Here is a 20168-nt window from a genome sequence, read left to right as displayed (position 1 = left end):
ATGATTTGAATATGTTTTGAAACAGTATGATTATTCAAGCGTCTTTTTTTCTTAAAGCTGTTATTCTTTCCAGTTTTTTAATTTGCTAGTTTTTCCAATGCCAGGATTGAAAGTATTGCAAGGATCAAGATCTTTGTAAAAATTCTTCAAAGGATCTTTGGCTGGGTAAAGATGACCGACATTATGTTCAGCGGGATATTCCGCTCCTCTTTGATCAAGAATTCTCAACATTTTTTCTTCAAGTGCAAATACATCATATCCTTTTTGAATAATATAATCCTGATGAAAAACGTGACAAAAGAAATGACCGTAATATAATTTATGGAGAATTGGTTCTTTTATTTCTTCAGGCAAATGTTCCACCCATTCTTTATCATTACGGCGTAGGGCAACATCAATGGCCAGAATATTTTCAACCGTATCCGTATGGACATTCCTGTAACGAACAGCAGCGCCTGCTACGGCAAAGCGATGCAGGAATGCTTTGCGACCTTCTTCGGCATTGCATTCAAAAAAGCTTCCCGATGTTTTTTCCTTAAAATAAGATTTTAAATGGGAACGAACAGGTTCAATTTCTTTTTTGCCCACTTTCAATAGCAAATGATGTTCATATTTTTTTGCATATTCGTTCATTCGTTCCGGCAAATGCTGGGGAAATAATTTGCTAAAAAACTGCATTGCCTTGTCACTGAAATGTTTTGGGAAAAACGGGATTTTATTTGTAATAAAATCAAATTTGTTTTTCAGGGAGAATAATTGTGGAATATGTGCAGTACCCAGACAATTTATAAAAATGAATGTATCTTTTCCGTAAATAGCGGCAATATTGTAAGCATCTTGATGGATATACTCACCGGATATGGGAACTATTTTCTTGCTGAGCATATTATATCGAATATTGGTAAGATCATTTGGATCGTTTGTACCGATATAAAAAACTCTTGTTTCCTTTTCCTGTGGAAATGTATCAAGGCGTACAGCAAAAATTGAGAGTTTACCGGCACATCCAGAGGCTTCATATAAATGATTGGGATCGGCATTATAACGGGCGGGTGTAGGGGCATCAACTTCGCAGACATGATCCCTATAATGATGGTCTGAACAGCATTTATCAGATTGTTTTATCAATTCATGATCAAAATTACCGTGATCAAGTCGTCCCAGAATTTCCTCAGGTGTGTTACCCAACTCAACGCCAAGATGATTAACAAGTTCTAATTTACCCTCTTTGTTACATTGGGCATAAAGGGCCATCTCGGTATAGGCGGGGCCTCGCTGAACCAATGCTCCACCAGAATTATTGCTTATTCCTCCAAGAACTGAAGCACCGATGCAAGATGATCCGATTACAGAATGAGGATCACGATGATAGGGCCTTAATTTTTGTTCAAGTTCATTTAAAGTCGCCCCGGGAAGACATATTACCTGCTCACCATTATTAATCACATAAATTTTTTTCATTTTCATGGTGTTAATAATGACAATGTCACGATCATAATCATTGCCATCGGGGGTAGATCCACCGGTCAATCCAGTATTGGCGGCCTGCATGATAATTATTACATTTGATTCTATACAGGCCTTGACAACATTCCACTGATCCAAAATATGCTCTGGCGTTACAATTGCGATTGCTTTCCCTGATCCATATCGAAAACCATTACAATATAATCCCATTTTGGATGGGTCAGTTATAACGTTTCTGCTTCCAGATATTTTTGTTAATTGAGCAATCAAATTTTGATTGGATGTATTATGAGAGGCAGAAATCGATTTTTTTTGAAAAAACATTTTGTATACGCTTTTGACAATCTAAAAATTATTCAGGTTCTAATAACCTTTATAAATAGTTAATAAGCCTTTTATCATACTCGTTTAATATCATTTGTAAAGGATAACAAAATGTCATTATATATTCATTTATTATAAATAAAGACATGAAAAAAAAGGAGAGTAACTCTCCTTTCATTGTAATTGTAATGATCAATTGATAAATTCTAAGCTGTTTTCATCACGTTTGTTAATTCGTTGAGAACGTCTTCTGGTTTTTTTGATTCCAAAACGGCCACCTCGGTTACAAAACGGTCTTGAGCCGCTTCAAATAGTTTTCTTTCGCTAAAACTGCCATCGAGACTGTCAGCATTTCTGCGTAGATCCCTTAAAACTTCAGCAATCTGCATCAGATCACCAGAATTGATTTTTTCCTGATAAACCAAAGCCCGTCTTGCCCACATACCTTTGCTGGTTTGCGGCTTGCTTTTAATAATTGACATGGCTTTTCCGACAATTTCACGGGAAGCAATTTTGCGTAATCCAGCTTTTTTTGCTTTATCTAAAGGGATACGCAGGGTCATCTGATTATCTGGAAAAGAGATCTGGATCATTTCCAGTTTCGTGCCTGCAATCTCTTCCACGCCAATACGATCAATTCGGCCTACACCATGTGCAGCATAGACAATGGCATCGCCTTCTTGAAAAGGAAAAGAGGTTTTACTATTGGATTGTTGTGCGGCGGTTTCTGCGACGGCTGCTTGAGCCATTTCGTCGGTTACACCACCTTTGGAAGAATTTTTCAATACACTCATTTAATATACTATACCATATTCAGGATAAATTGTCATTTGATATTTTAGAAAAGGCAAAATTTTATATAATGTGTATATATAGGTATTTTATTTTAATTTACCATTGAATTCCGTTAATGGAAGGAATAGGGCGTTGAGAAGATTGATTGATTTGTTCAAGCAAATCGATCTCGATGCTGCGTGACATTGTTAACATGGGCAAGGAATGCGGACTTTCATCAAAGGGATCTTGCAAATCATTTCCAATTCGGTCCAGAGCCAAAAATAAAAAACCCACAAGTGCGGACCCTAATGGTGTGATCCACCCAAGTGTATCCACCATTGAAAAAGGAAGAATGATGCAGATAACTTCACTTAGTAAACGGGGCAGGGTGGAAAACTGGATTGATAAGGGTGTATTTTTAATTCTTTCCAAGGCACCTTGTGCATTGGCCAAGTCAGATAAAATTCTGTCGATTTGAGAGTGAAGGGCACCGTCAATATTTTTTTGGCGGCTTTCCTGGGTTACCATATAGCCGATCTGAACGAGAATGCCATTAGGCTGGTTGCGCTGATTTTTAATATAGGTTTGAATGGAATGGGGCAATATTTTTTTAACATTATAGCTGGTCAGGGAATTTTTACCTCTTAAATGATAGGATAGACTGTATGCATATCCGGCCATGGCATATATAAGCTCGGGTTTGCTATCGAGAATACTTATGCATTGTCTGGCAAATGATCGACAGTTATTTGTGACTGACCCCCAATGTATACGTGCCTCCCACCATCGATTATATGCCGTATTGTTTCTGAAATTCATAAAAAGGACGAGCACAGATCCAATCAGGGCGGTTGGTAATGCGGATTGATCAAACCAGTGTAGATTAAAAATTTTATATCCAATGACGACTAGCATGTCCCAAATAAATAAAATGAGTAAAGGTTTAAAACTTGTCTGTATAAGAAAAAGAAGTCCACGTTTCGGGTTTACAATCATAGTATAATTTTCATCATTATAATGGATAGTTATTGATTTTATTAAATAAATTAATGGAAAACTATGGTTTATTTTTGTTGATTGTATTTTTTCTTTAAAAATTGATAAGATTAAGAAAATAGCTGATTTACTTTCAAGCGCATAAAATCACCAAAAACTAGACAAAAAACGAGTATAAACATTTTGAATTGATTTAAATAATCTTATAAAATTATGCTGATTTTAAATCTGTATAATTATAATACTAAAACATGTTTAATTTGTGTTTTGATGCTAAATTAAGCTATTTTTGTATGTAGAATTCAAACCGGATATATATTGTAGTAAAAAAATTAGTATACAATCAAGTTTGTTTAAAAAATTCTCCATTCATAAGGGGATTTTTTATTAAAGGGTTAATTATTTAAATGAAGAATTCTTTGTCTCCGCAACAAGAAAAATTAGAACAACTAAAACAATTACTGCCAGAGGTTTTTACGGAAGGTAGGGTTGATTGGGAAAAGCTAAAATTATCTTTGGGAGAAGATATTAATATTAAAAATGAACGTTATGTTTTGAATTGGGCGGGTAAGAGTAATGCTTATAAAGTATTGCAAGAACCGACATCTAAAACATTCTCCCCAGACAAAAATGAATCCGTTGATTTTGATAAGACAGAGAATTTATTCATTGAGGGCGATAACCTAGAAGCTTTGAAAATACTCCAAAAAAGTTATTTTGGCAAAGTTAAGATGATTTATATTGATCCTCCGTATAACACGGGTAATGACTCTTTTATTTACCCGGACCGTTTCAAAGAAAACCTTGAGGACTATCAAAAAAATGTGGGGGATAAAGATGAGGATGGATATTTAATACAAAATTCTGTTTTTAAGAAAAACAGGAAAGAAAATGGGCAATATCATAGCAATTGGCTTAACATGATGATGCCAAGATTATATCTTGCCAAGAACTTACTTAGAGATGATGGCGTCATTTTCATTTCTATAGATGATAATGAGGTTCATAATTTACGTTTGTTAATGAACGAAATTTTTGGAGAGGAAAATTTTGTTGCTTGTATAGTTTGGGAAAAAAGGTTTACAAGAAGTAACAATTCTAAAATGTTTGCTAGTTTAGTAGAGTATTTATTTTGTTTTAGAAGAAGTGAGTTACTATCAGAGCTCAGAGAAAAAAGAAATGAAAAAGCCGATTCAATATATGACAATCCAGATAATGATATTAGAGGCGATTGGACTAGCGTTTCTTATGTAAATCCTGCTACAAAAAGTCAAAGACCTAATCTTGTATATGAAATTGAAAATCCATTTACGAAAGAAAAAGTTAGGCACCCTACTCATGCGTGGAAATATGAAAAAGAAACATATTTAAAACACGTAAAAGAAAATAAATTATACTGGGGAAAGAATGGTTACAATACTTATCCAAGATTAAAAAAATTTCTTGATGAAATGAAAAATGGTATGGTTCCAGTAAATTTGTGGGGCAGAAATGATGCAGGAACTACTGATGAAGCAAGTAAAAATTTAGAAGATTTAATGGGGTGTAAATTATTTGATTTTTCAAAGCCATGTAAATTAATTTTAAAAGCTTTACAATTAGTAGATAGTGCTGAGAAAGATTCAATTATCCTAGATTTTTTTGCGGGTAGTGGAACGACAGCCCATGCGGTGATGCAATTGAATGCTGAGGATGGAGGTCATCGCAAATGTATCTCTATTCAATTACCAGAAATATGTGATGAAAAGTCAGAGGCCTTTAAAGCTGGATATAAGACCATTGCTGATATTGCCAAGGAACGCATTCGAAGAGCAGGTAAAAAGATCAAGGAAGACAATAAGGATAAAGAAAATATTGATCAGCTTGATATTGGATTCAAAGTCTTAAAAGTTTCTGATAGCAACTTTAGAGAATGGCGAACCGATATATCCAGTGAAAAACTTGATGAACAATTAGATCTTCACGTTGATCCCATTGCGGAAGATGCTTCAACAGAAAATATGGTTTACGAATTAATGCTTAAAAATGGCAAGGATTTAAATAGTCATATCAAGCATCATAATCATATCTATTCTATATCAGACCAAGAAAATCATGATGAAAACATCCTTGTTTTGCTTCTTGAAGAGGTGAATGAAAGAATTATTGAGAATGTTCTTCAAGAAAATCCCAATAAGGTTATTGCCCTGGATAAACTTTTCAAGAATAACGATCAATTAAAGACAAATACCGCATTACAAATGCAAGATGCAGATATCAAGTTCGAAACAATCTAAGGGTTTGGTTATGAAGTTAGAATTTGAAGCGAATTTAGAGTATCAAAAAACTGCGATATCTGCTGTGGTTGAGTTGTTTAAAGGGCAATCTAAGCATACAGCAGGGTTTAACCTATATTCAAATGGAAATAATGATCCAATTATTGCGGTAAAAAATAATTTGGATATTGATAAAGAGCAAATCTTTCAAAATTTACAGGAAATTCAAGAAAAGAACGGTATTGCAAAATCTCGGTCGTTAGACAGTATGGATTTTTCTGTTGAAATGGAAACAGGCACAGGAAAGACCTATGTTTATTTAAGAACGATATATGAACTCAATGCCCATTATGGGTTTAGTAAATTCATTATTGTTGTACCTTCTATAGCTATTCGTGAAGGCGTTCAGAAAAGTCTTGAAATAACACACGCACATTTCCAGAATATTTATGCAAGAGAGCCTCTGAATTATACTATTTATAATAGTAAGCGACCTGTTGATATCAAAGATTTTGCCCAAAGAAATAATATAGAAATCATCGTTATGAACATTGATTCATTTGCTAAAGATCAGAATGTTATCAATAAAATCAATGAAACAGGCCATAAGCTTATTGAATATATTCAGGCAACCTCTCCTGTTGTGATTATTGATGAACCTCAGAATATGGAGACAGAAAAGCGGAAGGAAGCGATTAAAAGCTTAAACGGTTTATGTCATCTACGATATTCCGCAACCCATAAGCATCAATATAATAGTGTCTATCAGCTTGATCCGGTAAAAGCTTATGATCTGGGGTTGGTTAAGCAAATTGAAGTTGATTCCATTTACAGTGATGCAGCTTTTAATGATGCTTATGTTTTTGTCGGTGATTTTAAGACAGCCAAAACCAGTTGTTCTGTTAAACTTACTATTCATGTGAATGATAAGGTTGGTGTAAAGAAAAAGACCATTTCTGCAAAGGTTGGTGATGATTTATTTGAATTATCCAATCACAGAGAGGTTTATAAAGATGGATATATTCTTAATGAGATGAATGTACAAGATGAAAACATTACCTTTTCTAACGGTATTACTCTCTATAAGGGGCTGGAAAACGGCAATGATGCAAAAGATGATATTAAAAGATTCCAAATTCGAAGAACGATCAAAGAGCATTTGGCTAAAGAAGCCAAATTAAGCAAAGATGGTATAAAGGTCTTATCTTTATTTTTTATGGATAAAGTATCTAATTATCGAGACTATGAAGAGAATCAAGCAGTAAAAGGTAAGTATGCACTTTGGTTTGAGGAAATTTATAGAGAGGAATTCAAGAAATGTTATAAAAAAGATATTTCAGATAAGGAACTTGATCGATTGCATAATGGTTATTTCTCCCAAGATAAAAAAGGAATATTAAAAGATACCAAGGGCAATACACAAGCTGATGATGATACCTATAGTTTGATTATGAAAGACAAAGAGAAGCTTTTAGATATTAACGAGCCGTTACGGTTTATATTTTCTCATTCTGCATTAAGAGAAGGTTGGGACAATCCTAATGTTTTTCAAATATGTACTCTGAATGAAACAACCTCTGAAATGAAGAAACGCCAGGAAATAGGGCGAGGATTGAGATTGGCCGTTGATAAAGATGGGAAAAGAATACGGGATAAAAATATTAATCGTCTGACGGTTATTGCCAATGAATCTTATGATGATTTCGCAAAAGCTTTACAAAGTGAGATTGAAGAAGATTGTGGCGTTAATTTTCAAGGCCGGATTAAAGATAGGGCACAAAGAACGAAGGTTATTTATAAAAAAAATTTTCAGGCAGACCCGTTATTTTTAGCAATATGGAATAAGATTAAATATAAAACAACCTATCGTGTTCATTATGATACTAATCAATTAATAGACAAAGTTGTCGAAGCTATCAAAATTTTACCTAAAATAACAGAACCTATTCTTTATATGGAAAAGGTATCTTTGAATATTGATGAAGAAGGTATCCAGACTAATTATTTAGCAAGTGATCGTAATAAAACTCAAATAATTGCTAAAAATATTCCTGATATATTTGCTTATATTGAAAATAAAACTCAACTGACGAGGACAACAATTTTAGAGATATTGAAAAAATCTGAACGAATTGGTGATATTTCCAAAAATCCTCAAGATTTTCTTGATAAGGTTTGTGATGTTATTTCTAGAGAAATGCAGGAATTAATGATAAATGGTATTCGGTATCAAAAAGTTGGGCTTACTGAATATGAAATGAAGCTGTTTGATAGTAAAGAACTTGAAATCTATATGAATGACAATTCTTTTCAGGTCACAAATACTGGCAAAACCATTTATGAAAATATAGTTCCTTTAGATTCAGAAACAGAAAATCAGTTTGCTAAAGAGTGTGAGACTAGTGAACAAGTTAAATATTATTTTAAACTTCCAAATTGGTTCAAAATAAAAACGCCTATTGGAAATTATAACCCTGATTGGGCATTAGTGTTTGAAAATGATGCAAAGATATATTTTGTTGTGGAGACTAAAAATACAGGAAATGATGTTGTTGATTTATCAAAACTATCTAAAAGTGAGCTATTGAAAATTAAATGTGGCAAGGCACATTTTAAAATTATGGATGATGTTAGGTATGAGGTTGTAACGAAAGTTTCAGATCTTAGTCATATTTAAAATAATTATTACATCTTGTAATTAGACGGTAATTACAACTCATCGTCTTTTTTTAACAATCGGTATGTTTGTGTATTGATTTGATTACATGTTTTTATTTAACATAATAATTCATCAATTTTTGTAAGGATTTCTTCTGAATTCCTTCAGAATCAAAATTGTCAGGATCAAGCCAGTCATTAAATGCCTTGGAAAGTTTTTGAAATTCAAGATCAAGAATTGAATACCATGCTGTATCCCGGTTACGGCCATGAATAACCAAAGCTTGACGGAATATTCCCTCGAATGTGAAACCGTAGCGTAATGCCGCAGCACGAGAGGGTGCATTTAAGGTATCACATTTCCATTCAAGACGACGATAACCAAGTTCCTCGAATGCATATTTCATTAAAAGATAGATTGCCTCCGTGGCCATTGTTGTTTTTTTTAATCGTCCAGAAAAAATAACGCTACCAATTTCTATCACACCATTTGTTGGATCTATTCGCATGAGAGCAATTGAACCGATTGCTTGATTGGAATTCTTGTCAAGAATGGCATAATGAAATGGATCCTTGATATTTTCTAATTTAAGTAGCCATTCCCGATATTCATTAAAATCATTAAACGGACCGGATAAAAGATAGGTCCATAGCCCTTTATCAGTACCGTTAAAAAAGGCATCATAAAGTTGCAAAGCATGTTGTCTGACATTTATGCGTTCAAGCCGGCAATATTGTCCCGTGATTGTTTCTTTTTTGGGAAGCTTTGCTTTTTTCCATGAAGGAAGAGCTTGACCAATCGGTTGTTGATAAGTATTAAAACGGATCGACATCGTGGACCTTTCTATGAGGAGAATAATTCCAGTCAGGCAAAATTACTGTTAGAAATTGAATAAGCATTTTTTTAGTGGAGCTATACGAAAGAATGACATTCTGGAATGAAAAACTATATTTGATTAAAATTTTTTATATCTTTTTGGGGAGACTTGCCAAATATGGCTTTGTAATCACGACTAAAATGTGAGGGACTTTCATAACCAACCTGATAGGAAGCAGTGGCAGCGTTAAGATTATTATTGATCATCAGACGTTTTGCTTCATGAACGCGTAACCATTTTTGATATTGTAACGGGCTTTTTCCGGTTAGTTGGCGAAAATGATGATGCAAGCTTGAGGGGCTCATGTTAACAGCACTGGCAAGATGGCTTATTTTCAAGGGTTGAGAATAATTTTGTTTAAGCCATTCGATTGCTTTTCTGATATTAGATCCTGTATTACCAGTTGTTATAATCTGTAAAAGAATTGGTGCGGTATTGCTGGTTAGCAGTCGATAGTAAATTTCCCTGATGACTAACGGGGCAAGAACTGGAATGGTTTCGGGCTCATCCATTAAGGATAGAAGCCTGTACATGGGTTCCAAAAAGGATACATTAACACTGCAAATAGATACACTGCTACATTTCGTTTTGTTTGAATTCCTAAGATCAATTTGTGTACTTAACTCAGCAATAATATTGCGTTCCAAATTTAAGGAAATTCCAAAACAGGGTTTAATAGGGGATGCTTCCATTATTTGGCTGTTCGTAGGGATGTCCAGAGAAGTAATGAGCAAATGATGTTTGTCGTATGGAAAGATATTTTTATCAATAATTATCTGTTTAGTACCCTGGCATAACAAACTGATACTCGGTTGATAAAAACAGGCACATGCTTGACGAGGTGTCTCTTGTCTAAAAAGTTTGAGATCTTTAATCAGGGTGGTATGTGCACCCGTTGTTTTTACATGTCGTTCAAGAATATTGATTATTTTTTGATAAAATAATTCGGTTTGACTGTCTGAAGACTGATTGAGTGTCATTATAATGGATTAGACAAATTGATGATTATTCAGATTTTATAAGTAAACATAAATTATTTGCAGGATCAGGTAATTATTACGGAATATCAAGATATTATACAACGCTTTTTTTATCGTATTATTTATTTGAAAATCAAACAATAGAAATGATTTTCGATAATTTTCATATCATATTTGAGATAAAAAAATGAAGTATATAAATCTAGGTCGTACAGGTCTTAAAGTATCGAGATTATGTTTGGGATGCATGAGTTTCGGTGAACCCAACCGGTTGCCACAAGCCTGGTCAATTGATGAAACTGCTGCACGCCCTTTTTTTAGACAGGCGATTGAGGCGGGAATTAATTTTTTTGATACGGCAAATATTTATTCTGGAGGCAGTTCAGAGGAAATAACGGGGCGAGCATTGAATGATATGGCACGGCGAGAAGAAATTGTGGTGGCGACCAAGGCTTTTTTCCCTTGGCGGAATTCGCCTAATACAGGTTTTCTATCGCGTAAAGCTATTTTTCAATCAATTGATGACAGTTTGTCACGATTAAAAATGGATTATGTAGATCTTTACCAAATTCACCGCTTTGACCATGGAACCCCGATCGAGGAAACCATGGAGGCCTTGCATGACATCGTGAAATCAGGAAAGGTTCGCTATATTGGAGCATCCTCTATGGAAACATGGCGTTTTGCCAAAATGCAACATATTGCAAGGCAAAATGGATGGACACGTTTTGTTTCCATGCAGCCTCAATATAATTTGCTTTATCGGGAAGAGGAACGGGAAATGTTGCCTTTTTGTGCGGATCAAGGTATTGGTGTCATTCCTTGGAGTCCAATGGCAAGGGGACGATTGACTCGTGATTTTGATGAATTTACACGACGTACTCAAAATGATGCTTTTGCTTTGAAAATGTATCAGGATGCAGAACAGCAGGATCGAAAAGTCGTGGAGGTTGTCGCAAAGATTGCTAACTTGCATCATGTCCCTCGTGCATATGTCGCATTGGGCTGGTTATTATCAAAAAAATACGTAACGGCACCTATTATTGGGGTAACAAAGGCTGAACATTTGACAACGGCTGTAAAGGCGCTTGATTTTTCTTTAACAGAAAATGAAATAAACAGTCTTGAAGCACCGTATGTACCGCATCCTGTAAATGGAATTATTCCTCCATTGTCAAAGGAACCTATGACGATTACACCGCCCAGGGTTTAGATATTCCAATTCATTTGAATTGCATTATCTGCAAAATCAAAAATATTTAAAATTGCAAACAAAAAGATTGAGCTATCATGAGATATCGATTTTTGGGAAGAACAGGTCTGAAGATAAGTGATTTATGTCTTGGAACCATGAATTTTGGTGATGTCACGGATGAAAAAGAAAGCTGCATGATTATGGATAAGGCAATTGATGCAGGAATTAATTTTTTTGATACGGCAGATGTTTATGGAGGATTACAATGGCCAGAAATTCCTAAGGGATATGGCATTTCTGAAGAAATTATTGGACGATGGCTTAAAAAGAGCGGTCAGAGAGACAAGGTTGTATTGGCTACCAAAGTTTACCAGCCTATGGATTTTGGGCCGAATGACCGGCATTTGTCAGCTTATCATATTCGAAAAGCGTGTGAAGACAGTTTGCGACGCTTAAAAACTGATCATATTGATCTTTATCAAATGCATCATATTGATCGAGAAACTCCATGGGAGGAAATATGGCAGGCAATGGAGTTATTGGTTCAACAGGGAAAAGTTTTATATATAGGAAGTTGTAATTTTGCTGGTTGGCAAATAGCCACAGCTCAGGGATTGGCCAAGGAACGTCATTTTTACGGACTGGTTTCTGAGCAAAGCCCCTATAATCTGACAGAACGTTACAGTTGAGCTGGAAGTCCTTCCATCCTGTCGATATCATGGTCTTGGATTTATTCCCTATTCTCCATTGGCAGGTGGATTGCTTTGGGGTGTCCTCTCGAAACAGAAAAATGGCGAGCGACGTTTTAGAGAACAGGAACTGAAAATAATTGAAAAATTAAGATACCAACTTGAAAAATATGAGAATCTTGCTGCTGAACTTAAAATAACTCCTGCAAATTTAGCCCTTGCCTAGTTAAGATATCAACCTGATGTCACAGCACCGATTATTGGACCTCGTACTGAAACACAGCTGGATAATGCTATTGAAGGGCTTTCCATTACATTGTCAGATAAAATAATATATACTTTAAATGATATTTGGCCCGGTATGGGGGGTGAGGCACCTGAAGCCTATGCCTGGTAGAAATTTTTCAAGTCTATAATTATTGATGATAAATTCATATAATCATGTGAATTAATTTATTTCGAAAAATTGTGAAAATAAGATTAAATAAATTATTTTCACAATTTTTATTTGATTTTAAAACAATGTTGTCAGTCAGAAATTGTTTCGTTATGTTTTAAATTTTTAGAAATTTTGGCTTTTTGACTTTCAGTGCGTAATTGTCCGCATGCTGCAAGAATATCACGCCCTCTTGGGGTGCGGATGGGCGAGGAATAACCTGCCTGCATAATGATATCGGCAAACTTTTGCACCTGTTCAGTTTTGGAGGGTTTGTAATCACTGCCTGGCCATGGATTAAATGGAATTAGATTAACCTTGGCATGAATACCCTTTAATAGATGCACCAGTTCACGTGCATCTGATTCACTGTCATTAATTCCCCTTAACATAATGTATTCAAACGTTATACGACGTGAATTACTTGCTGCAGGGTATCGACGGCAGGCTGCCAGAACGTCTTTTATAGGATATTTACGATTTAAGGGAACGAGCTCATTTCGTAAATCATCCCTGACAGCATGAAGGGAAATGGCTAGATTAATTGCCAGTTCCCTTCCACATTGATCCATCATGGGAACTACACCGGACGTTGACAAGGTAATCCGGCGACGAGAGATTCCAATTCCCTCATCATCCATAACGATACGCATTGCCTTGGCAACATTGTCATAATTATAAAGAGGTTCGCCCATTCCCATCAGAACTATGGTTGATAGAAGACGGGGTCTTCCAGCGGTCGGGGTTGGCCATTCATTATAACTATCCCTTGCCGCCATGAATTGACCTATCATTTCTGTTGCACCAAGATTTCGAACCAGATTTTGCGTGCCGGTATGACAAAAACGGCAGGACAACGTACATCCGACCTGTGAGGAAATGCAGACAGCACCACGATCTTCTCGACGATCGGGAATATAAACTGTTTCAGCTTCTTGTTTATCCCTGAAGCGAAAAAGAAACTTGCGGGTATCATCTTTTGAGGTCTGTTGCATAACCAGTTCCGGTCGGCTGATCACACAATGTTCTGCCAATTTGGCTTGCAAGGGTTTACTGATTGAACTCATCAAAGAGAAATCGGTAACACCTTTATGATAAATCCAGTGCCATAACTGTTTCGTACGGAAGGATTTTTCCCCCATACCCATTAGGACCTCTTCCAATTCTTCCCGTGAAAGTCCAACAAGTTCCTGTCTTCCATCTGATAATTTCAAGGACGGAGGACTGAAAAGTGCTGACTTTGCTAGAATTCTTTTTTTTTCTTCTTCAGAAAAATCGGAGATAATAGGGGTATTCATAAAAAAACGATTCAATTGATAATAAATAAAAGAAATTAGGAACGCAGATAAGAGCCGTTAATTTCAATATAACCTTGTGTTAGGTTACAGCTCCAAATTTTTGCGTGTCCCTCTCCCAGATTCAGGTTGACTTTAATTTTTATGACTTGTTCTTGCATATGCTTGTTAACTTTATCTTGGTCATAATCTGATAAAACCTCACCTTGTTTGGCAACCCAAATATTACCTATTGCCACTGACAAAAGGTCACGGTCGGCTGGTTCGCCGGCTTTGCCTACCGCCATTACAACACGTCCCCAATTGGCATCCTCACCTGTTATTGCTGTTTTCACAAGAGGGGAGTTACCGATTGATTGTCCGATTTTAAAAGCTGATTCATTGTTAACGGCACCTTCAACCTTGATTTCAATCAGTTTTGTTACGCCTTCACCATCCCTAATAACCAAAAGAGCCAATTCTTGTAACAATTTTTCTAAGGCATTTGAAAAATTGCTTAATCTTGGGTCATCAATATCATTGATTTCGGTATTGGGGGTCTGACCCGTGGCAAATAAAAGAAGGGTATCAGAGGTTGATGTATCGGAATCAACTGTTATTGAATTAAAGGTTGTTTTGACTTTTTCATTTAATAATTTTTGTAAGACAGTAGCAGGCAATTTTGCGTCAGTTGTAACAAAACAAAGCATAGTGGCCATATCAGGTGCGATCATACCGCTCCCCTTAGCGATTCCCTGAATAGTGACAGGAATATTGTCAATATCTGTTTTAAGGGAAAAGCCTTTGGCAAATGTATCCGTAGTCAGGATTGCTTGAGCTGTTTCCTTCCATTGATCAGAAGCCAATTTCGAATAAAGTTCTGGAAGATAATTGATGATTTTTTGATAAGGAAGCTGTTCGCCAATAACCCCTGTAGAGGCAACAAAAATTTCTTCGGGTGTGCAGTTTATTGTTTTTGCAGCTGCCTGTGCTGAATATTTAACTGCATCAAAACCTGCCTGACCCGTAAATACATTGGCAATACCGGCATTGACAAGTAATCCCCTGGCTTTACCGCGATATAAAATTTTTCTGCACCAATCGATAGGTGCACCTGGACATTTGTTTTTGGTAAATACTCCTGCGACGGTTGTGTTCGGAGCGAATTCCATTAACGATAAATCAAGACGTCCAGTATATCGTAATCCTGCTTGAACAGATGCAAGTTTTACACCGGCAACGGGGCAAAGTTCAGGGAGGGTTACGGCAAGCGGAGAAACAGGATAACTCGACATGGTAGACTCTTTTTCAACAATGGAGCAAAATAATGGATACGACAGGATTGATTCATATCCGGTTATAATGAAATATTTATATTTTATAAAAAATGTTTTTTACAAGTTTTCTTTATAAGAAAAAAGAATTTAATGATATGTTTTTTGAACTAAATTCTTTAGGGATATTAATCAATAAACATTCTGAATTTATAAAAGGGAAAATTTATTTTCCCTTTTATAAAAATTTTTAATGATTTGTTCTGTCAGAGTTATTTTTTTTGTGTGGCAGGCATTTGTGTTAAAGAATGAATGGCTTCATCATTTTTGGTAATTTTACTTTGTTTAATTACATTTTCAATAATGGTTTTCATTCTTTGTTGATACAGGTTTTTGCGAATTTCATCTTTTACCTTATCCAATGGTGGTACCGGAGCGTTTCTATAACCAAGAACCTTGATGACATGCCAACCAAATTGGGTTTTCACCGGAGCGGTTGTAATTGTATTTGCTTTCAGCGCAAAGGCTGCATTGATGAATTCCGGTGCAAGAGGGTCATTTTGTTTGACCCATCCCAAATCACCGCCATTTTCGCTACCGCTCTCTTTATCGGTTGAATATTGTTTGGCAAGATTAGCGAAATTTTTGCCTGCATGAAGTTGACTGATGATTTTTACAGCTTCCGGTTGTGTTTTTACAAGAATATGACATATATGCGCCTCTTTAACAGGGGCTGCGTTGGCGAAATGCTGATCGTAAAAAGTTTGAATGGCTTTATCGTCAATTGGATTTTGTTTTAAATTCTTTTCCAATTCAGATTTTTGGAATGTTGAAAACAGGATATCCTTTTGCATGAATTCAATTTGTTGCTTGACCTCAGGGGAATTCTGTAAATTCTGTTTTTCAGCAACTTGTAGGACTGCATTTTGAACAATTAATTGCTGAAGGATTATTGTTGTCAAAACAGGTGCAGGCAGACTTTTATATTGATCGGGCAACATCTTGCGCATGTTTTGGACATCATGATACGTAATATTTTTATCATTAACAGTTGCCAAAACAGTATTTTCATCTATTTTGCTGGGACTTGACTGATTTTGAGCGGCAGGTGCTGACGGGGTAGATGTGACAGCAGGTTCAGCGGCAATAACTGCTTTTGTCAAAAGGCTTGAGGAAAAAAGAAGGGTTGCTGCAAATTTGAATGATTTGTTGTAAAAAGACATATAGTACCTTTATTATTGAGAGGATTAAAGATAATTTTGAATATGTTTATATCATGGAAAGGTGAAATTGTCCCATTATTTTAATAAAGTTCCTTTCTTGAAAAAAGTTAAACCACTTTTAAAATTTTAAAATGATATTTATGGTGTAAGTAAAGTTGGTTATAATACCGGTGAACTTATTTCTATATGTATTTTTCTGTCTGGATTGAATTGTGTTCTAATTTAATTATAACTAGCCCTTTGTAATGACAGGCAGGATTACAAAGCGTTATTTGGAAAACATTGATGTTTGCAAAATTTGCCCGTGTCTTTTTCGGCACCTCTAATGAGCGTTCATTAAAAGCTTATCAAAAGCGACTACCTGAAATCAATCAATTGGAACCTGAAATACAGGCTCTGGATGATGTTGCATTGGCTAATAAAACGGTTGAATTTCGTCAAAGGTTAGCTGATGGAGAAACACTGGACAATTTATTGCCAGAAGCGTTTGCTGTAGTCAGAGAAGCTTCGAAAAGGGTTTTGGGAATGCGTCATTTCGATGTCCAGCTGATAGGGGGAATGGTTCTTCACGATGGTAAGGTTGCCGAAATGCGTACGGGTGAAGGTAAAACATTGGTGGCAACCTTGGCCGTATATCTGAATGCACTATCGGGAAAAGGGGTGCATGTTGTAACGGTGAATGATTATCTTGCCTCACGTGATGCTGCTGAAATGGGCCGGCTCTATAGTTTTCTTGGCATGAATGTCGGAACGATTATCGCGGATTTGAGTGATATTGAACGTAAGGCTGCTTATGCCGCCGATATTACATATGGGACAAATAATGAATTCGGCTTTGACTATCTTCGCGATAATATGAAATACAGTCTTGATGAAATGGTTCAGCGTCCGTTTAATTACGCCATTGTGGATGAAGTTGATTCGATCTTGATAGATGAGGCTCGTACTCCATTGATTATTTCGGGGGTTGCGGATGACAGTTCAGATCTATATCGTTCTGTTGATGAAATTATAAAAGAGATAGTCAAAGATCCTGCCAATTATGAAAAAGATGAAAAATTCCGTAATGTCATTCCAACAGAAATGGGAACCGAACATATAGAGCAGTTAATGCGTGAAAAGGGTGTATTGAAAGAGGGGGGGCTGTATGACACTCATAATATCGCGTTGGTGCATCATATGCAGCAGGCATTACGGGCGCATACCTTGTTTGCCAGGGATGTGGATTATATCGTCCGTAACAATAAGGTAATTTTAATTGATGAATTTACTGGACGTATGATGGATGGACGTCGATATTCCGATGGATTGCATCAAGCACTGGAAGCCAAGGAACATGTGGAAATACAGCAGGAAAACCAGACTCTAGCTTCAATCACTTTTCAAAATTATTTTCGTCTTTATCCGAAACTCGCCGGTATGACGGGAACGGCAATGACAGAAGCCGATGAATTTGCCGAAATTTACAAGTTGGACGTTGTGTCAATTCCAACCAATCTTAAAGTTCAGCGTAAGGATGAACATGATGAAATCTATCTGACCGCGGCTGAAAAATATGATGCGGTTAGCCAGCTTATCGAAGAGGTTCATAAAAAGAAACAGCCTATCTTGGTTGGAACAACATCGATTGAGAAAAGTGAACATCTTTCAAATTTGTTGAATAAAAAAGGCATAAAGCATAATGTATTGAATGCGCGTTTTCATGAAAAAGAAGCTCAGATAGTTGCTCAAGCTGGAGTTCCGGGAGCTATTACAATTGCCACGAATATGGCGGGTCGTGGTACTGACATTAAATTGGGTGGGAATGTGGATATGCTTATCCATCAGCAGCTTTCCCATATCGAGAATGAAGATGAACGCTTGAAACAAGAAACGGCCCTTAAAGAAAAAGTTCAAAAAGATCATGAACTGGTTAAAGAGAGCGGCGGACTGTTTGTAATTGGTACGGAACGTCATGAAAGTCGTCGAATTGACAACCAGTTGCGAGGACGTTCGGGGCGTCAGGGAGATCCGGGAAATTCACGTTTCTTTTTATCCCTCGAGGATGACCTGATGCGGATATTTGGTTCCGAACGCATGGGTGGTATGCTTCAAAAAATGGGCTTGAAAAAAGGGGAGGCCATTGTTCACCCTTGGATCAACAAGGCACTTGAAAAAGCCCAGAAAAAAGTTGAGGCGCGCAATTTCGATATGCGTAAAAACACTTTGAAATATGATGATGTCATAAATGATCAACGTAAGGAGGTATATTCTCAGCGTCGGGAATATATGGCTCTGGAAGATGTTTCAGAAGTGATTGCATCTATGAGACATGATGTGATCAATATGTTGATCGAAAAATACATACCTGAAAAATCCTTTGTAGAACAATGGCATATTAACGGATTAACCGCGGATGTAAAACGGATATTCAATCTTGATCTACCGATTAAGGAATGGTCTGAAGAGAAAGATATTTCAATTGATATACTTGAAGAGCGCATTACGAAAGCCGCTAATGAAATGATGGCCACCAAGGTCGCGAATTATGGTGTTTCAATTATGCGATATGTTGAAAAGCAAGTTTTGCTAACAACGCTTGATGCTGTGTGGAAAGAACATTTGTTGCGATTAGATCAAATGCGTCAGGGTATCGGACTGCGGGCCTATGGTCAGAAAGATCCGCTTAATGAATATAAGAAGGAGGCTTTTGTTCTTTTCAATTATATGCTGGATGAGCTTCGTGAACGGATTACCTCACTTTTGGCCAAGGTTGAAGTCAACGTCTCTGATGATGAAGGGGAAAATTCTTCTTCGGATCTTATAGAGGGGGAAACCCCTCAGACATTATCTGATGCACCAAAAGAATGGGCAGATACGCCCAGAAATGCACCATGTCCATGTGGTTCAGGCAAAAAATTTAAACATTGTCATGGTCGGTTTGTTTAAAAATCGGGACATGTTTATTAGATTAAGATTGAAATCAAACTGTAAGAATTAAGAGAAAAATTAATGGCAGGACATTCGCAATTTAAAAATATTATGCATCGCAAAGGGGCTCAGGATGCTCGTCGGGCAAAAGAATTTTCAAAAATAATTCGTGAAATAACCGTTTCAGCAAAATCAGGTTTACCTGATCCAGCCGCCAATCCCCGTTTACGTGCAGCCATTGCGGCAGCTCGTGCTGTCAATATGCCAAAGGATAATATTGATCGTGCGATTAAGAAAGCCGCAGGTGGCGCAGATGGAGATAATTATCAAGAAGTGCGCTATGAAGGATATGGTCCATCCGGAGTTGCCATTATCGTTGAGGCATTGACAGATAATCGTAATCGTACAGCTTCAGATGTTAGGGCCGCATTCAATAAATATGGCGGATCCTTGGGGGAAATGAATTCTGTCGCATTCATGTTTGAACGTATGGGTGTTATTACCTATCCCAAAACGGTTGCAAATTTTGATTCAATATTTGAGGCGGCTATTGAGGCAGAAGCGGATAATGTCGAAGAAAATGATGATGTTTATGAAATAACATGTGCGATGGAAAATTTCTTTGCAGTCCGTGACGCATTGGAAGCCCGGTTTAAAGATCCTGAAAGTGCAAAAATTGAATGGCGTCCATCCAATACAGTTGCATTAGATGAAGATAATGCTCGCACCTTGCTAAAATTAATTGAAGTTCTGGAAGATCATGATGATGTTCAGAATGTTTTTGCCAATTTTGACCTTTCGGACGAGATTGCTGAACGGCTATCGGCTTAAG

At 36.5% G+C, this 20168-nt stretch carries 15 protein-coding genes; 7 read left to right on the top strand and 8 right to left on the bottom strand.

Translation table 11 applies throughout. From position 1 onward, the window contains the following. Positions 1-60: 60 nt before the first annotated feature. From dld to H3R33_RS05005, 3 genes are all read right to left on the bottom strand, one after another. The gene (dld, locus tag H3R33_RS05015) at positions 61-1791 is read right to left on the bottom strand and encodes a D-lactate dehydrogenase (RefSeq protein WP_198184826.1); all 1731 of its coding nucleotides are present in this window, start codon (positions 1789-1791) and stop codon (positions 61-63) included. A gap of 206 nt (positions 1792-1997) precedes the next feature. Continuing rightward, positions 1998-2585: a CarD family transcriptional regulator gene (locus tag H3R33_RS05010; RefSeq protein WP_122123352.1), complete on the bottom strand. Its 588-nt coding sequence runs from the start codon at positions 2583-2585 to the stop codon at positions 1998-2000. Positions 2586-2682: 97 nt separating this feature from the next. Further along, positions 2683-3564: a bestrophin family protein gene (locus H3R33_RS05005; RefSeq protein ID WP_198184827.1), complete on the bottom strand. Its 882-nt coding sequence runs from the start codon at positions 3562-3564 to the stop codon at positions 2683-2685. Positions 3565-3971: 407 nt separating this feature from the next. On the opposite strand from H3R33_RS05005, the gene H3R33_RS05000 reads away from it, so the two are divergent. Both H3R33_RS05000 and H3R33_RS04995 read left to right on the top strand, forming a co-directional pair. Beyond that, on the top strand, positions 3972-5840 hold the full coding sequence (locus H3R33_RS05000; protein ID WP_198184828.1) for a site-specific DNA-methyltransferase: 1869 nt from the start codon (positions 3972-3974) through the stop codon (positions 5838-5840). A gap of 10 nt (positions 5841-5850) precedes the next feature. Continuing rightward, positions 5851-8496 (top strand): DEAD/DEAH box helicase family protein, encoded by a 2646-nt coding sequence (locus H3R33_RS04995; protein WP_198184829.1) that lies wholly within the window; start codon positions 5851-5853, stop codon positions 8494-8496. A 94-nt stretch (positions 8497-8590) separates the two neighbouring features. On the opposite strand, the gene H3R33_RS04990 is transcribed toward H3R33_RS04995, so the two are convergent. Further along, entirely contained in the window at positions 8591-9310 is a 720-nt protein-coding gene (locus H3R33_RS04990) for a GNAT family N-acetyltransferase (RefSeq protein WP_198184830.1), read from the bottom strand. A gap of 113 nt (positions 9311-9423) precedes the next feature. After that, positions 9424-10335, bottom strand: a complete 912-nt coding sequence (locus H3R33_RS04985; RefSeq protein ID WP_198184831.1) for an AraC family transcriptional regulator — start codon at positions 10333-10335, stop codon at positions 9424-9426. Positions 10336-10522: 187 nt separating this feature from the next. Here H3R33_RS04985 and H3R33_RS04980 point away from each other — a divergent pair, with 187 nt between their 5' ends. The 3 genes from H3R33_RS04980 (at position 10523) to H3R33_RS09130 (ending at position 12445) form a co-directional block, all read left to right on the top strand. Then, positions 10523-11548 (top strand): aldo/keto reductase, encoded by a 1026-nt coding sequence (locus H3R33_RS04980; protein WP_198184832.1) that lies wholly within the window; start codon positions 10523-10525, stop codon positions 11546-11548. Between the two features lie 77 nt (positions 11549-11625). Next, complete coding sequence (locus H3R33_RS09135) at positions 11626-12219, top strand: aldo/keto reductase (RefSeq protein WP_232351591.1); 594 nt, start codon at positions 11626-11628, stop codon at positions 12217-12219. Positions 12220-12277: 58 nt separating this feature from the next. After that, positions 12278-12445 carry a hypothetical protein gene (locus tag H3R33_RS09130; protein ID WP_232353025.1) on the top strand — a complete coding sequence of 56 codons (168 nt, stop codon included), beginning with the start codon at positions 12278-12280 and terminating at the stop codon, positions 12443-12445. 302 nt (positions 12446-12747) lie between these two features. Here the strand turns inward: H3R33_RS09130 and rlmN are convergent, their stop codons facing one another. The 3 genes from rlmN to H3R33_RS04960 form a co-directional block, all read right to left on the bottom strand. Continuing rightward, positions 12748-13953, bottom strand: a complete 1206-nt coding sequence (rlmN, locus tag H3R33_RS04970; protein WP_198184833.1) for a 23S rRNA (adenine(2503)-C(2))-methyltransferase RlmN — start codon at positions 13951-13953, stop codon at positions 12748-12750. A 35-nt stretch (positions 13954-13988) separates the two neighbouring features. Then, the gene (gene argJ, locus H3R33_RS04965) at positions 13989-15224 is read right to left on the bottom strand and encodes a bifunctional glutamate N-acetyltransferase/amino-acid acetyltransferase ArgJ (protein WP_110438793.1); all 1236 of its coding nucleotides are present in this window, start codon (positions 15222-15224) and stop codon (positions 13989-13991) included. A gap of 251 nt (positions 15225-15475) precedes the next feature. Then, on the bottom strand, positions 15476-16426 hold the full coding sequence (locus H3R33_RS04960; protein WP_198184834.1) for a peptidylprolyl isomerase: 951 nt from the start codon (positions 16424-16426) through the stop codon (positions 15476-15478). 285 nt (positions 16427-16711) lie between these two features. On the opposite strand from H3R33_RS04960, the gene secA reads away from it, so the two are divergent. Further along, positions 16712-19354, top strand: coding sequence for a preprotein translocase subunit SecA (secA, locus tag H3R33_RS04955; RefSeq protein ID WP_198184835.1), 2643 nt, complete (start codon positions 16712-16714; stop codon positions 19352-19354). Positions 19355-19417: 63 nt separating this feature from the next. Next, positions 19418-20167, top strand: coding sequence for a YebC/PmpR family DNA-binding transcriptional regulator (locus H3R33_RS04950; RefSeq protein WP_122123364.1), 750 nt, complete (start codon positions 19418-19420; stop codon positions 20165-20167). Position 20168: the final 1 nt, after the last annotated feature.

This window comes from Commensalibacter sp. B14384M2 (genome assembly GCF_016101865.1).
Lineage (GTDB): Bacteria > Pseudomonadota > Alphaproteobacteria > Acetobacterales > Acetobacteraceae > Commensalibacter > Commensalibacter melissae.
Note: the sequence above shows the minus strand (reverse complement) of the source record. Positions and strands in the feature narration are given on the sequence as shown.

Coding starts and splice junctions, on each gene's coding strand:
- H3R33_RS04980 (WP_198184832.1), top strand. CDS start 10,523: ATGAAGTATATAAATCTAGGTCGTACAGGTCTTAAAGTATCGAGATTA.
- H3R33_RS05000 (WP_198184828.1), top strand. CDS start 3,972: ATGAAGAATTCTTTGTCTCCGCAACAAGAAAAATTAGAACAACTAAAA.
- H3R33_RS04995 (WP_198184829.1), top strand. CDS start 5,851: ATGAAGTTAGAATTTGAAGCGAATTTAGAGTATCAAAAAACTGCGATA.
- H3R33_RS05005 (WP_198184827.1), bottom strand. CDS start 3,564: ATGATTGTAAACCCGAAACGTGGACTTCTTTTTCTTATACAGACAAGT.
- H3R33_RS04990 (WP_198184830.1), bottom strand. CDS start 9,310: ATGTCGATCCGTTTTAATACTTATCAACAACCGATTGGTCAAGCTCTT.
- rlmN (WP_198184833.1), bottom strand. CDS start 13,953: ATGAATACCCCTATTATCTCCGATTTTTCTGAAGAAGAAAAAAAAAGA.
- H3R33_RS05010 (WP_122123352.1), bottom strand. CDS start 2,585: ATGAGTGTATTGAAAAATTCTTCCAAAGGTGGTGTAACCGACGAAATG.
- argJ (WP_110438793.1), bottom strand. CDS start 15,224: ATGTCGAGTTATCCTGTTTCTCCGCTTGCCGTAACCCTCCCTGAACTT.
- H3R33_RS09135 (WP_232351591.1), top strand. CDS start 11,626: ATGAGATATCGATTTTTGGGAAGAACAGGTCTGAAGATAAGTGATTTA.
- H3R33_RS04960 (WP_198184834.1), bottom strand. CDS start 16,426: ATGTCTTTTTACAACAAATCATTCAAATTTGCAGCAACCCTTCTTTTT.
- H3R33_RS04950 (WP_122123364.1), top strand. CDS start 19,418: ATGGCAGGACATTCGCAATTTAAAAATATTATGCATCGCAAAGGGGCT.
- H3R33_RS04985 (WP_198184831.1), bottom strand. CDS start 10,335: ATGACACTCAATCAGTCTTCAGACAGTCAAACCGAATTATTTTATCAA.
- secA (WP_198184835.1), top strand. CDS start 16,712: ATGTTTGCAAAATTTGCCCGTGTCTTTTTCGGCACCTCTAATGAGCGT.
- dld (WP_198184826.1), bottom strand. CDS start 1,791: ATGTTTTTTCAAAAAAAATCGATTTCTGCCTCTCATAATACATCCAAT.